This is a genomic window from Stenotrophomonas sp. TWI602 (genome assembly GCF_039674045.1).
Lineage (GTDB): Bacteria > Pseudomonadota > Gammaproteobacteria > Xanthomonadales > Xanthomonadaceae > Stenotrophomonas.
On the sequence record NZ_JBDJMT010000004.1, the window covers coordinates 95,502 to 108,944 of the forward strand.

12 protein-coding genes are annotated in these 13,443 nt (G+C 67.3%); 9 read left to right on the forward strand and 3 right to left on the reverse strand.

Going from position 1 to position 13,443, the window contains the following annotated elements; translation table 11 throughout:
* Positions 1–1,527 (reverse strand): hypothetical protein, encoded by a 1,527-nt coding sequence (locus ABE483_RS06545; RefSeq protein WP_346481375.1) that lies wholly within the window; start codon positions 1,525–1,527, stop codon positions 1–3.
* 139 nt (positions 1,528–1,666) lie between these two features.
* Between ABE483_RS06545 and ABE483_RS06550 the strand changes: the two genes are divergently transcribed.
* Positions 1,667–3,751: a gluconolaconase gene (locus tag ABE483_RS06550; protein ID WP_346481376.1), complete on the forward strand. Its 2,085-nt coding sequence runs from the start codon at positions 1,667–1,669 to the stop codon at positions 3,749–3,751.
* A 6-nt stretch (positions 3,752–3,757) separates the two neighbouring features.
* Here ABE483_RS06550 and ABE483_RS06555 read toward each other — a convergent pair whose 3' ends face one another.
* Entirely contained in the window at positions 3,758–4,132 is a 375-nt protein-coding gene (locus ABE483_RS06555; protein WP_346481377.1) for a YciI family protein, read from the reverse strand.
* Between the two features lie 189 nt (positions 4,133–4,321).
* Between ABE483_RS06555 and ABE483_RS06560 the strand changes: the two genes are divergently transcribed.
* From ABE483_RS06560 to ABE483_RS06590, 7 genes are all read left to right on the forward strand, one after another.
* Positions 4,322–4,741, forward strand: a complete 420-nt coding sequence (locus ABE483_RS06560; RefSeq protein ID WP_313211743.1) for a YciI family protein — start codon at positions 4,322–4,324, stop codon at positions 4,739–4,741.
* A gap of 26 nt (positions 4,742–4,767) precedes the next feature.
* Entirely contained in the window at positions 4,768–5,190 is a 423-nt protein-coding gene (locus tag ABE483_RS06565; RefSeq protein ID WP_313220074.1) for a VOC family protein, read from the forward strand.
* A gap of 71 nt (positions 5,191–5,261) precedes the next feature.
* Complete coding sequence (locus ABE483_RS06570) at positions 5,262–6,515, forward strand: sigma-70 family RNA polymerase sigma factor (RefSeq protein ID WP_346481378.1); 1,254 nt, start codon at positions 5,262–5,264, stop codon at positions 6,513–6,515.
* Between the two features lie 69 nt (positions 6,516–6,584).
* The gene (locus ABE483_RS06575) at positions 6,585–8,234 is read left to right on the forward strand and encodes a M28 family metallopeptidase (protein WP_346464032.1); all 1,650 of its coding nucleotides are present in this window, start codon (positions 6,585–6,587) and stop codon (positions 8,232–8,234) included.
* A gap of 330 nt (positions 8,235–8,564) precedes the next feature.
* Positions 8,565–9,824 (forward strand): histidine kinase, encoded by a 1,260-nt coding sequence (locus tag ABE483_RS06580; protein ID WP_313211748.1) that lies wholly within the window; start codon positions 8,565–8,567, stop codon positions 9,822–9,824.
* Positions 9,814–10,587 (forward strand): LytTR family DNA-binding domain-containing protein, encoded by a 774-nt coding sequence (locus ABE483_RS06585; RefSeq protein ID WP_313211749.1) that lies wholly within the window; start codon positions 9,814–9,816, stop codon positions 10,585–10,587. The genes ABE483_RS06580 and ABE483_RS06585 overlap by 11 nt, the downstream gene beginning before the upstream one ends.
* Positions 10,588–10,616: 29 nt before the next feature.
* Positions 10,617–10,961 (forward strand): hypothetical protein, encoded by a 345-nt coding sequence (locus ABE483_RS06590; RefSeq protein ID WP_313211750.1) that lies wholly within the window; start codon positions 10,617–10,619, stop codon positions 10,959–10,961.
* A gap of 39 nt (positions 10,962–11,000) precedes the next feature.
* Here ABE483_RS06590 and ABE483_RS06595 read toward each other — a convergent pair whose 3' ends face one another.
* Positions 11,001–11,615 carry a hypothetical protein gene (locus ABE483_RS06595; protein ID WP_346481379.1) on the reverse strand — a complete coding sequence of 205 codons (615 nt, stop codon included), beginning with the start codon at positions 11,613–11,615 and terminating at the stop codon, positions 11,001–11,003.
* A 318-nt stretch (positions 11,616–11,933) separates the two neighbouring features.
* Between ABE483_RS06595 and ABE483_RS06600 the strand changes: the two genes are divergently transcribed.
* Positions 11,934–12,851 carry an oxygenase MpaB family protein gene (locus ABE483_RS06600; RefSeq protein ID WP_346481380.1) on the forward strand — a complete coding sequence of 306 codons (918 nt, stop codon included), beginning with the start codon at positions 11,934–11,936 and terminating at the stop codon, positions 12,849–12,851.
* Positions 12,852–13,443: the final 592 nt, after the last annotated feature.

The window sequence follows — 13,443 nt, forward strand, 5'->3', positions numbered from 1 at the left end:
TCAGCGCGAGGAGCCGCGTGCGACGATCGCGTACGCGTCACTGCGGCCGACGGCGTTCAACGCCGCTTGGACATCGCGGCGCGCCACCACCTGCCACCAGCGGCGATCGCGCTCCGCATCGCCGGGCAGCGAGGGCACCGTGACAAAGCGCTGGACCGACAGCAGGGTATCGCTGCGGTGCTGGGTGGATTGCAGTCTGCCGATCAGATGCGCGGCCGCGGCGTCCAAGGCGTTGTCCTCCAGCAGGGCCTCCATGAAATAGCCTGCGGCAACATCGTCATGCGCCTGGAGCCATGCCTTTGCCTGTTCGGCACGGGCCAGATCGCCAAGCTGGCGGTAGGCCGCAAAGCGCACCCACTGCTGCACCGCTTCACCGTACGGGCTGAGGTTGTCGCCGATGCCGTTGGCGGTCTCCAGTGCCTGGCGGGGTTGCAGGATGCCGGTCTGCCACACGGCCAGGTTCAGGCGCTGGCTGACATTGCTGCCGCCGCCCTCCGAGAAGCGGCCCGCGAGCGTCATGGTGGCCATCGCCGTCTCGATGTCGCCCAGCCGCCGCTGGGCGATGGCACGACTGTTGAGCAGCCACGCGAGGTCGCCGGACCCCTCGAAGGTGTCCGGAATGCCCGGACCGGCAGCCACCTTGGCCGCCCGGTCCGTCATCGCGAGGACGTCCTCGTTCTTTCCCATCAGCAGCATCGCCTCGCTCATCGCAGAGAGCGCGGTCACGTTCTCCGGCGCCAGCAGCGTGTCCAGCCGCAGCGTGTCCAGATGGCGCTGGGCAGACTGTTGTGGATCGAAACGAGGGCTGTCGCGATCAATGAAGCGATCAAAGCGCTTGTCCGCGCGCAGGGCGATGACTTCCATCGGGGTATCAATGCGCGCAAGGGTGGCCGCGACCCGTTCGGACTGCTCGGCATTGATCTGAAGCAGCGCGAGCGTACGCCAGAAATCAGTCGGCTCCACGCCATCGGGCTTCCACTGGCGCTGGAACAGCACCTCGAGGAACGCGCGCAACACATCCTCCTCGCCCTGCAACCGCTGGATGAACTGCGCGGCCATGTTGATGCTGACATCGCCCGCGAACGAAGGCGCCAGCTGGACTGCACGGGTGATGTTCCGGATGCCGTCAAGCGGATTGCCCTCCTGGGTATCCAGTGCCCCGAGCAGATACAGCACACGCGGTTCATCCGGCGACAGCTGGCGTGCGCTCTGCAGGTATGTTCGTGCGAGCCCCGTCTGACCGGTCTGCAGCGCGGTCCACGCCGCCTGGCTGTAGGCCTCGAGACGGTCGGCCTGCGACAGCGTGGGCAGGGCAGGGCTCGCCAGCAGGCGTTCAAAGGCAATCAGTGCACCCAACGTGTCGCCCTGTGCGGCTTGACCGGCCGCATCGGCGACGGCGTCGCGCAGGACCTGCGCCTGTGGCGCCGTCGTGCCATCGCCGGTGTCGACACGGGCGTGGACGGGACTGCTGCCTGCGATCGCCAGCGCAAGCACCAGGGCACTACGATGACGTTGCAGGCGCCGCATGACGGTGTCCTTCCATGGAATGAACCCCGATTGAAACCGGAACGTGGCATCTGCACAAGTCGCGTTCGTCGTGCAGGGTTTGCAGGCGCGCTGCGAGCGGCTAAGGTCGTGTCCCGAACAGCAGCAGGCAAGGACGGCGATGACGCGCGGACGATGGACGATGGTGGTGCTGATCGCCACCCTGATGGCGGCAGCGCTGGTCTGGACCTTCCTGCGCGAACCGGCAGCGCCGGCACCGCCACCGGGCCCGGTGGCGACGGCCCTGGGTTGGACGCCGCAGATCAGCGTGCTGGCCGGCGACGGCGTCGGCGGCAGCACGGAAGGCCCCGCCGCCCAGGCGCGCTTTGCCGATCCGTACGGCGTGGCCGTGGATGCACACGGCGTCGTGTACATCGCCGATGCCGGCGACAACAACCGTATCCGCCGCGTCCATCCCGACGGCCGCGTGGACACCCTGGCCGGGCAGGGCGAGGGCTGGCGCGATGGCGCTGCCTTGCAGGCGCAGTTCAACACGCCCTCCGGGATCGCGGTGGATGCCAGCGGCAACGTCTTCGTCGCCGATACCGGCAACCACGTGATCCGCCGCATCGCGGTGGACGGCACCGTGAGCACGCTGGCCGGTGATGGCCAGCGGGGCTTCGTCGACGGGCCGGCCGCGCAGGCGCGTTTCGATGGGCCGATGGGCGTGGCGGTGGACGCCGGCGGCCGCGTGTACGTGGCCGATACCTACAACGACCGTATCCGCATCATCGAACCCGATGGACGGGTGCATACCGTCGCGGGCGGCGAACGCCCGGGCATGCTCGATGGCTTGGGGACGGCCACCCGCCTGGATACGCCGGTGGCGCTGGCACTGGATCCGCACGGCAATCTGCTGATCGCCGACCTGTTCAACAACGCGATCCGCCAGCTTGCACCGGATGGCACGCTGAGCACCCGCGTCGCCGATGGGGGCCTGCTCAGTGGTCCGCTGTCGTTGGCGGTGACCCACGACGGGGTGATCTATGCCAGCGACATCAACGGCAAGGTGGTGCAGATCTCGGCGCAGGGGCATCAGCTGGCCTTGGCGGGGGTGCCGCCGCAACCGCGCTTCGCCCGTCCCACCGCGCTCGCGCTCGATGCCGAGGGCGGTCTGTATCTGGCCGATGCCGCGTCCTACCGTGTGCACCGGCTGCGTGCGCTGGCGGCAGGAGAAGCCGCGCCGCCGGCGCTGATCGGCCCCGCGCCGGACGCGCCGCTGCCGCAGACCGCGGGCCGGTGGCCACTGGCCCCGCAGGACGGGTGGCATGAAGTGGTCGGCACCCTGGGTGAAGTGCGCGGCGACTTCAAGGGCGAAAGTCGCCACCACCTGCACGGTGGCTTCGACATCCGCGGCGATGTCGGCCAGCCGGTGCTGGCGATTGCCGACGGCAAGGTGGATACGCCGTTCGCGGCGTGGTCAGTGGGTGGCCAGGCCGAGGGCCTGTCACTGGGCCGGCTCAAGTACATCCACATGAAGGTCGGCCGCGACCCGCGCGATCGTCCGTTCGATGCGCGCTGGCAGCCACTGTTCGGTGAGGACGGCACGTTGGCGCGCATCCGCGTGCGCCGTGGCACGCGCTTCGCTGCGGGTGAGGCGCTGGGCAGCATCAACCGCATGGCGCATGTACACCTGAGCGTGGGTGCCAGCGGCTTCGAGCGCAATGCGGTGGCGCTGGGCTTCATCGATTATGCCGACACCTTCGCGCCGCGCATCACCGAGGTGGCGGTGCTGGACGATCTGGATCAGCCGATCCAGGCCGGCGCCGATGGCCGCATTGCAGTTCCGAGGCAAGGCCCGGGCGTGCAGATCGTGGTGGAGGCGTGGGACCAGGTGGACCGCAACCTGCCGCGGCGGCGGCTGGGGCTGTACCAGGTCGGCTACCAGGTGCTGGATGCGCAGGGCCAGCCGTTGGCCGGCTACGAGCAGCCGCGTTTCAACATCGTCTTCAACCGGATGCCGCGCGAAGACAGCGCCACCCGCGTGGCCTACGCGCCGGACAGTGGCATCACCGTGCATGGCAGCGCGGTCACCCGGTTCCGCTACCTGGTCACCAACACCGTGCGCGATGGGCTGGTCGAGACCGGGCGCTGGCAGCCCGACGCGTTGCCCGCCGGCGACTACATCCTGCGTGGCAGTGCGCGTGACTACAGCGGCAATGAGGCCATCGGCCCGCGCGATCTGAAGATCACGCTGTTGCCCTGAGCCATGTCAGGCGCCGACGCGCACGCGTTCGGCGTCCATGTCGGCCAGCGGGCGCACCTCGATGCTGCCGAAACGTGACCACGGGAACTGCAGGGCGATGCGCATCGCCTCAGCGTGGTCCGGCGCGTTGATCAGATTGAAGCCGGCCAACAATTCGTGGGTTTCGGCGAACGGGCCATCGGTGATGCGGGTCTGGCCCTGGCGCACGCGCAGCGTACGCGCGCTGTCGACCGGTTCCAGCTTCTGCGCGAGCACCAGCGTGCCCTCGGCCTGCAGGCGGTCGGCATGCTGCAGGCAGTCGTGCATCAGGCGGTCGTACTCGTCGCCGGGCAGGGCCTGCAACAGGCCTTCGTCGATGTAGATCAGCAACAGGAATTGCATGGCCGGACCGGGGTGAGCGGGGGAAACGGCATGATGCCCCAGCCCGCGCCCGGGACGTGTTGCAGCGCCGCAGCGGTGCCCCGTTCAGGGGCGGAAAAATAAACCCGTGCGGCGTGTCGATTTCCGCCCTGCGGGCACGTTGTATCCAGTGAACGGCCCGGGTGACGGGCTGGCACACAGGAGCATCCCGTGAAAGTCATGGTACTGGTCAAGGCAACGGCGGCCACCGAGGCCGGTCAACTGCCCACCGAGCAGGAAATACGCGCCATGGGCGCTTACAACGAACAGCTGGTCCAGGCCGGGATCATGCTGGCCGGCGAGGGCCTGCACCCGACCGCGCGCGCCCGCCGGGTGGCGTTCGGCAGTGAACCGCCGCGTGTCATCGATGGGCCCTTCGCTGAAACCCGCGAGCTGGTCTGCGGGTTCTGGCTCTGGCAGGTGCGCTCGCTGGACGAGGCCACCGAATGGCTCAAGCGCGCCCCGTTCGCTGCCGGGGATGTGGTCGAGCTGCGGCCGATCCTCAGTGCCGAGGATTTCGGCGCGGCCTTCACTCCTGAATTACAGGCGCAGGAACAGCGTCTGCGCGACCAGATCGGCACCGCCGATTGATCCCCCCGCATCCCTGGAGCATTCCCATGAAACTGATTCCGTTCCTCGGCTTCAACGGCAAGACCCATGACGCCATGGCCTTCTACGCGCAGGCGCTCGGCGGTAAGGTCACCTCTGAAATGAAGTACCGCGACATGCCTCCCATGGAAAGCCAGGAGGGCTGTGGCGAGATGCCGCCGGAGACACTGGACCACGTTGCCCACAGCCAGCTGGAGGTTGGCTCGGCGGTCCTGATGGCCGCCGATGGCCCGTCGTCGGACGGGCAGGGCAGCACCACGATCAACATCGAGGTCGACTCGGTCGACGAAGCCGAGCGTGTGTTCAAGGCGCTGGCCGACGGGGGTGAGATCAAGATGCCGATCACCGAGACCTTCTGGGCCCATCGCTGGGGCTTTCTGATCGACCGCTACGGCAAGCCATGGATGGTCAACTGCATGAAGCAGCCCTGAGCCCGGACCGGCGCGATGGCACGCCGCGGTGCGGCTTGTGCCCCGGCCGCGCTGGTGCTCTGATCGGCCGCATGGACACGGCACTGACGCAACGACTGGAGACGATCTGGCGCATGGAGTCGCCAGTGTTGACCGCCCGCCTGACCCGCCTGCTTGGCGGCGATGTCGGCCGTGCCGAAGAGCTGGTCCAGGACACCTGGCTGGCCGCGCTGGAGCGCTGGCCCCGCCAGGGGGTACCGGACAATCCCGGAGCGTGGCTGATGACCACCGCGCGCAACCGTGCCATCGATGTGCTGCGCCAGCACCGCCGCGTCGCCGGCCAGCATGCGCAGTACGGCAGTGAGCTGGAGCCACTGCCGTTGCCGGCGCCCGATGACAGCGATGCGCTGGAAGACGACATCGGCGATGACCTGCTGCGGTTGATGTTCGTCGCCTGCCACCCAGTGCTGGCGGCCGATGCGCGCGTGGCATTGACGCTGCGGCTGCTTGGCGGGCTGACCACCGAGGAAATCGCGCGCGCCTTCCTCGCCCCGGAGCCGACCATCGCCCAGCGCATCGTGCGCGCCAAACGCACGCTGGCGCAGAAGCAGGTGCCGTTCGAAGTGCCACGCCAGGCGGCGCTGCCCGAGCGGTTGGCCTCGGTGCTGGAGGTGGTCTACCTGATCTTCAACGAAGGCTATGCCGCCAGTGCCGGCGATGACTGGATGCGCCCGGCATTGTGCGATGAAGCGCTGCGGCTGGGCCGCGTGCTGGCCGGCCGGCTGCCGACCTGGCCGCAGGTGCAGGGTCTGCTCGCGTTGATGGAACTGCAGGCATCGCGCACCGCCGCGCGTACGGATGCGACCGGCACACCGATCCTGCTGCCCGACCAGGACCGCACGCGCTGGGACTGGCTGCAGATCGCCCGTGGCCAGGCGGCCCTGCAGCAAGCGATTGCGCTGGGCGGTGGCGACGACGCCTATGCACTGCAGGCGGCCATCGCCGAGTGCCATGCGCGCGCACCCCGCGCCGAAGACACCGACTGGGCGCGGATGACCGTGTTGTACGCGCGGCTGGCCCAGCGCCAGCCCTCGCCGGTGATCGCGCTGAACCACGCGGTCGCCTTGTCGCGGGCACAGGGTGCGGCCGCCGCATGGCCCCTGGTCGATGCGCTCGGGGACGATGCGCGGTTGCGCGACTACGCGCCGCTGGCCGCGGTGCAGGGTGATCTGTTGGCCCAGCTGGGCCGGCACGACGAAGCGCGCGCGGCCTTCGCGCGTGCAGCCGCACTGACCGCCAACGCACGTGAGAAGGCGCTGCTGCTGGCTCGCGCGGCCGCTGTGTAGACCGGCACTGCACCGCACGGCAGCTCTGGCCTACACTCGGGCGATTGTCGGTCAGTCATGAGGTGCAGCGTGAAGCGTGTGGTAATCAGCCTGTTGGCGTTGTCGGTGTCGTCGGCCTTGATGGCCGCCACCCCCAAATTCGATGGCGCGCGGATCTCCGCCGACGTCAAGGAACTGGCGTCGGATGCCTATGAAGGCCGCTCGCCGGCCACGGCCGGTGAAGAGAAGACCATTGCGTTCCTGAGCAAGCAGTTCGCAGCGGCGGGCCTGCAGCCGGGCGGCGACCTCAAGGATGGCAAGCGCCTGTGGACCCAGGCCGTGCCGCTGCTCAAGGGCGATATCGTCGGCACCCCGAGCCTCTCGCTGAGCAGCAAAGGCACGCCGCAGACGCTGAGCCAGGGCAAGGAAATCGCCGTGCGTGCCGCCATGAACGGTGCCAGCGAAGTGGATATCAAGAACGCGCCGCTGGTCTTCCTCGGCTACGGCGTCAAGGCCGGCGAGCGCAACTGGGACGATTTCAAGGGCGTGGACCTGAAGGGCAAGATCGCGGTCGTGCTGATCAACGATCCGGACTTCGAAACCGGCCAGGGTGATTTCGACGGCAAGGGCATGACCTACTACGGCCGTTGGACCTACAAGTACGAAGAAGGCGCGCGCCAGGGCGCCCTCGGCGTGCTGATCGTGCACGAGACCGCACCGGCCTCGTATGGCTGGGCCACCGTGGCCGGTTCCAACACCAACACCATGTTCGACGTGGTCCGCGACAATCCGGCCGACGCGCATCCGCTGCTGGAAGGCTGGATCCAGCGCGATCTGGCGGTAGAACTGTTCAAGCGCTCCGGCCTGGATTTCGAGGCGCTCAAGAAGCAGGCGCAAACCCGTGACTTCAAGCCGGTCGAGCTGAAGGGCGAGACCTTCTCGGCCAAGTACGCGGTCAAGACCGAGGTGATCACCTCGCACAACGTGGCCGCGCGCCTGGAAGGCAGCACGCATCCGGATGAGACCGTGATCTACAGCGCGCACTGGGATCACATCGGGGTGGGCAAGCCGGACGCGAACGGTGACACCATCTTCAACGGTGCGCTGGACAACGCCAGCGGCACCGCCTCGCTGGTCGAACTGGCCCGCGGCTTCGCCAAGGCCAAGCGCCCGGAGCGTTCGGTGCTGTTCCTGGCCGTCACCGCCGAGGAAAAGGGCCTGCTCGGCTCGGAGTACTACGCCACCCACCCGCTGTATCCGCTGGGCAAGACCGTGGCGCTGATCAACATGGATGGCATGGCGCCCTTCAGTCCCTCGCGTGACTTCGGCATCTACGGCTCGGCCAAGCTGGAACTGCTGGACCAGCTCAAGGACGTCGCCAAGGGCTGGGACATCCGCTATACGCCGGATCCCAAGCCGGAAGCCGGCCTGTTCTTCCGCTCCGATCACTTCCCGTTCGCCAAGCGTGGCGTGCCGGCGGTGTCGTACTCGGCGGGCCAGGATTGGGTGGAAGGCGGCGTCGCCGCTGGCAAGGCGGCGTCGGATGACTACACCGCCAAGCGCTATCACCAGCAGGGGGACGAATGGCAGCCGGACTGGACCTTCGCCGGTGCCTCGCGCGATCTGGAAGTGCTGTACACGCTGGGCAACCAGCTGGCCAATTCGCGCGCCTGGCCGAACTGGAGTGAAGATTCCCAGTTCCGCGCCCCGCGTGATGCCAGCGCCGCCGAGCGAAAATAAGACCGCGTCCGGCCGGCACGCCGGCCGGACCCCGCTGTAGAGCCACGCCATGCGTGGCTTCGCGGTCTCGAACCCAGACGTAGAGCCACGCCATGCGTGGCTTCGCGGTCTCGAACCCAGACGTAGAGCCACGCCATGCGTGGCTTCGCGGTCCCGAACCCAGACGTAGAGCCACGCCATGCGTGGCTTCGCGGTCCCGGAAGAAAGCCAGCCACCCATGGGGTGGCTCTACACCGCTTCGTCCCACCATTCCCCGCCTTCGTCGCATGCCGCTTGTTCCCGCTGCCGGCAGGGCTATGCTCGCCTCACTCCCTATGTGATGACGCCGCCGTGTTCGCCAGCCTCTCCCTGATTCTCCGCATTCTGTTGGCCTGGGCCGCCGCCATCGTGGTGGCGGGGTTCGTCTGGAGTGGCTTCTTCCACGGCATGGACGAAGGTCCCGGCTGGGTGTTCGGCTTGCTGGCCCTGTTCGTGATGGTGACCGCCCTGGGCAGCTGCATTGCCCATATCCGCCGGGTCCAGCACGCGGCCGGGCGCCTGGACGCGGCCACCCTGTCCAGCCGCCAGCGGCGCCAGATCGAGGTCCCCATGGATGCGGGCCCCGCCTTCGCCTTGGTCGAAGCGGCCATCGCCGAGCTGCCGCGGGTGGAAGATATCGAAAGCGCTCCGGGCAGCCTGCAGGTCCGTGCCTACGTACGCCGCGTGGACACCTACAACGGCCGCCCACCGTCGCGCTGGAACCTGCCTGCGCGGCTGGCGATCAAGCGCAACAGCGTGCTCGCCACGGTCACGCCGGGGCAGGGCACCAGCAGCGTGACGCTGCTGTTCGAGCCCGATGCCGGCGTCTGGGCGGACCTGCTGGCGGTGGACGAAGGCAGCAACCATGAGAACGCCGAAGCGGTAAGCCGTGCGATCACCCGCCGGGTGGCCGAGCAGCGCCGCGACGAACAGGCCGCCGCCGAACAGACCGCGACCGAGAAGGAACTCTCGGTGGCCAGACTCAACCTGCTGCATGCCCAGGTCGAGCCGCACTTCCTCTACAACACCCTGGCCAACGCGCAGGTGCTGACCCGCACTGATCCGCCGCGCGCGGACCAGATGCTGGGGCACCTGATCCAGTACCTGCGCAGCTCGCTGCCCAGCGTGGATGAATCGATGTCCACCCTGGGGGTGGAGCTGGAGCGCACCCAGGCCTACCTGGAAATCCTCAAGATCCGCATGGGCGCACGCCTGGCCCTGCAGGTGGATGTGCCGCCGGCGCTGACCAGCGTGCCGCTGCCCTCGATGGCCCTGCAGACCCTGGTCGAGAATGCGATCAAACACGGGCTGGAACCCAAGCCGGGCGGTGGCACGGTATGGATCATCGCGCGCGCTTTCGAGGACCATGTCACCCTCACCGTGGCCGACGATGGCCTCGGTTTCGGGCAGGGCACCAGCGGTACCGGGATCGGCCTGAAGAACCTGCGCGAGCGCCTGCGCCTGACCTGCGGTGAGCGCGCCGGGGTGGCCATCGTGTCCAATTTCCCCAGCGGCGTGGCGGCGACGATCACCCTGCCGCGCGATGCCCGGGAGGCGATCCATGCAGCTTGATGCACTCATTGCCGAAGACGAAGACCTGCTGCGGCAGTCATTGGTCGCCCAGCTGCAGCGGCTATGGCCGGAGCTGCGGCTGGTGGCCGAATGCGAGGATGGCGCCAGCGCGCTGGAGCGCCTGGCCGAGCTGAAGCCGGATCTGGCCCTGCTCGACATCCGCATGCCGGGCATCACCGGCATCGAGGTGGCCCGCGCGCTGCCCGAGATCAGCCCGCGCACCCAGGTGGTGTTCGTCACCGCCTACGACCAGTACGCCATCGATGCCTTCGAACAGGGCGCGATCGACTACCTGCTCAAGCCGGTCAGCGATGAGCGTCTGCTCGCCACGCGTGAGCGCATTCTGGCGCGCATGCAGCTGGGCCGGCCGGACAGCGGCATGCTGGAACAACTGCTGCAGCGCCTGGGCCAGCAGCCCGCCGCCGCCTCAAGCGCGCCGCCGTTGGCCTGGATCACGGCCAGCAACGGGCGTGACACCCAGCTGATCATGCTCGAAGACGTGATCTACTTCCGTGCCGACAGCAAATACACCACGGTGGTCACCGAGCAGGGTGAAAGCCTGCTGCGCACCTCGCTGCGCGAACTGCTCGACGCGCTCGATCCGCAACGTTTCCGCCAGATCCACCGTTCCACCATCGTCAACATGAAAGCGGTCGCCGCGGTCACCCGCGATGACACCGGCCGCGGCCAGCTGCGCTTGAAGCACCGCGCCGAAGTGCTCAACGTCAGCCAGCCCTTCATGAGTCTGTTCCGCGGGATGTAACGCGCCTTTTCTTTTGTCGGGAGCCTGCCATGCGTATCGCCGTTGTCGCCAGTCTCTGCGTGCTGGTGCTGGCTGCCTGCCAGCAATCGAGCAACACCTCCGTCACCCGCATCCGCGCCAATGGCGTGGATGCGCTGTACAGCAAGACCACGGTCGACAACGGGGTGGCCAGCTTCGACTGCATCGCCAGCAGCAGTGGCCACTGCCACTACCTGGTGCTGGATGCGCGCTGCGGGAAGGACAAGGACTGCGCCTATCCGCCCCTGCACCGGCTGTCGGTGGCAGTCGGCAAGACCGAGCAGATGGCGGGGTTGCCGGCTGGCTTCCAGCACTGCGTCAGCGCGGTCCAGAAAGAACAATGCCACCGTGAGTGATCACGGTGGCATCGTGGCTCCCCCCGCGTTTCAGTAGGGTCAGAACGCCGGTTGCAGATGCAGGTTGGTTCCGTTGGGCTGCTCGCCCACGTGGTTGAGCTGGCCGACCAGTTCGGTGTGCTGCTTCATCCGGCCGATCTCGCGCATGATGCGGATATCCTCATGGCGCAGTTCGCGCTTGGCGCTCACGGCCTGCTTGTAGTGCAGCACTTCCGGATAGTGCTGGGCCATATCCAGCGCTTCGGCCACGCACTCCACCGTATCGGCATCGGAGGTAATCCGGGCGCGGCTGTTGAAGGCCTTCATCCAGCGCTCGAAGCCGGCGGTGTGATCGAACATGTTGGCCATGAACCAGATCACGAACAGGATCGACACCCATGAGCCGAACACGATCACCACGCGGGTGAAGGTGATATGGAAGTCATCCTTCCACAGGTAGTTGCTGATCAGGCCGAGGATCAGCAGCGAGGATGCCTGCCACCCGACGATCGAGGCCATCAGCCATTGGCCCTTGGCCTTGGCGAGCACCGCGACTTCCTCGCGGATCTGCTGTTCACTCTTGTTACGCCAATGCGCGACCTGTTTTTCGAACGGGCTGCTGTACAGCTCGTTGTCCTGCAACAGCAAACCCAAACCTTTGAACAAAGCGATCATGACGAGCTCCTTCTGGAACGTGCGGCAGCGCATTGGACGACGTTGTGGCACGTCCAGTTCTAGCACTTTCACGGCGCTTGGCAATGGGCAAAGCGCAAAGATCCGGCGTCATTCCTGCCTGAATGGGCAAACTCGCAGCGGATTTGCGCACTGCGGCACGTAAATCACCGGGTAAATAGCCTGCGGACGCCGGTTCCCATGCTGCAGTTGCACAATGCGCGGGCCCAGCGCGACGGTGCCCTCGCCAGCCCCGGCGGTATCACGCAGAATTGACGCATCCGCGCGAAACGCCGGCCCGCTCCGCCCTCGGTACTGTTGATGTCTTCCCTGCTGCGTTCGCTTGCCCGCCCCGCCACTGCCCCGATCCGCCGCTGGGTACTGGGTGCTTTCCCCCGCGGCCAGAGTGGGATCGATTACGACCATCCCCTGGGCGACCCCGGCTGGTTCGGCCCGGACAGCATCACCTGGCGCGTGCACTCGGAATTTCCCGGGATGCTTGCCGGCGGCCTGTGCGCGCTGATGCTGCAGACCCTGCATCCGCTGGCGCTGGCCGGCGTGTACGACCACTCCAATTTCCGCGATGACATGGTCGGCCGCCTGCGCCGAACCACCGCGTTTGTCGCCGGCACCACGTACGCACCGGCCGCGGAAGTCGAGGCGTTGATCGCCAAGGTGACCCGCATCCACGCGCAGGTGCGCGGGCACACGGCCGACGGCCGCGCGTATTCCGCGGACGATCCCGCCTTGCTGACCTGGGTACACGTGACCGAGGCCTATGGTTTCCTGCAGGGCTGCCGGCGCTATTGCCGCGACGTCCCGGGCGCCATCGCCGATCAGTATTACCGCGAGTACAAGCGCGTGGCCGAAGCACTCGGCGCCACCGATGTGCCGGCGTCGGAAGCGGAGGTCGACGCGTACTTCGCACAACAGCAATCGGCGCTGGTGTTCGATGCGCGCTCGCGCGAGGTGCTGGCGGTGTTGTCCGGCATCCGCTTGCCGGTGCCGATGGCGGGACTGTCGCGCGAGCTGTTCCTGGGTGCCGGCGCGGCGCTGTTGCCGGACTGGGCGACGACGATGCTGGCGCGCACGCCCATGCAACGTGCGCAGTCGCGTGCCTCTGCGGTGATGCTGAAGGGTATGGCGCCACTGTTCCGGCGTGCACTGCAGGATGGCCTGGCGACGCGGGCGTGCACGCGGATGGGCGTTCCTGCCGGCGTGCTTGCTGATTGGCCTTGAAGCGGTGAATCGCGAGTGCCTGTGTCCGATGGTTGGGTCGGGCACGCATAGGCTTCCGGGACCCGCTGCAAGTACGTCCCTGTAAGCTCGAATGCCGCCATCCATGGCGGCATACGGTCCCTCCAGCCTACACGTGCCCGCCCCCTGACAATTGGCCGGTGGCCATGCTGAGATCAAAGGCCAGTAAGCGGAGCTGAGCGGCAGAGCACAGCGCAGCAGCAGAGCACAGCAGCAGAGCACAGCGCAGCAGCAGAGCAAAGCAGCAGAGCAAAGCAGCAGAGCAAAGCAGCAGAGCAAAGCAGCAGAGCAAAGCAGCAGAGCAAAGCAGCAGAGCAAAGCAGCAGAGCAAAGCAGCAGAGCGTCACTGTGTTGCTCCACGAAGCCGAGTAGCAAAGCTACAGATCGAAGCGGGCCAGCGAAACAAACCCAATCACTGCCACAGCCGCGGAGCCGGGGACCGCTTTTCCCTTGCGCACCAGCCCATTGTCAAAGGGTGGGCATGGGTGGGGTGGCGGGACCGTATGCCGCCATGGATGGCGGCATACGAGCTTACATGGACGTACTTGCAGCGGGTCCCGACACCCCGCCCATG

Coding starts and splice junctions, on each gene's coding strand:
- ABE483_RS06585 (WP_313211749.1), top strand. CDS start 9,814: ATGCAGCTTGATGCACTCATTGCCGAAGACGAAGACCTGCTGCGGCAG.
- ABE483_RS06595 (WP_346481379.1), bottom strand. CDS start 11,615: ATGATCGCTTTGTTCAAAGGTTTGGGTTTGCTGTTGCAGGACAACGAG.
- ABE483_RS06570 (WP_346481378.1), top strand. CDS start 5,262: ATGGACACGGCACTGACGCAACGACTGGAGACGATCTGGCGCATGGAG.
- ABE483_RS06550 (WP_346481376.1), top strand. CDS start 1,667: ATGACGCGCGGACGATGGACGATGGTGGTGCTGATCGCCACCCTGATG.
- ABE483_RS06565 (WP_313220074.1), top strand. CDS start 4,768: ATGAAACTGATTCCGTTCCTCGGCTTCAACGGCAAGACCCATGACGCC.
- ABE483_RS06590 (WP_313211750.1), top strand. CDS start 10,617: ATGCGTATCGCCGTTGTCGCCAGTCTCTGCGTGCTGGTGCTGGCTGCC.
- ABE483_RS06545 (WP_346481375.1), bottom strand. CDS start 1,527: ATGCGGCGCCTGCAACGTCATCGTAGTGCCCTGGTGCTTGCGCTGGCG.
- ABE483_RS06600 (WP_346481380.1), top strand. CDS start 11,934: ATGTCTTCCCTGCTGCGTTCGCTTGCCCGCCCCGCCACTGCCCCGATC.
- ABE483_RS06555 (WP_346481377.1), bottom strand. CDS start 4,132: ATGCAATTCCTGTTGCTGATCTACATCGACGAAGGCCTGTTGCAGGCC.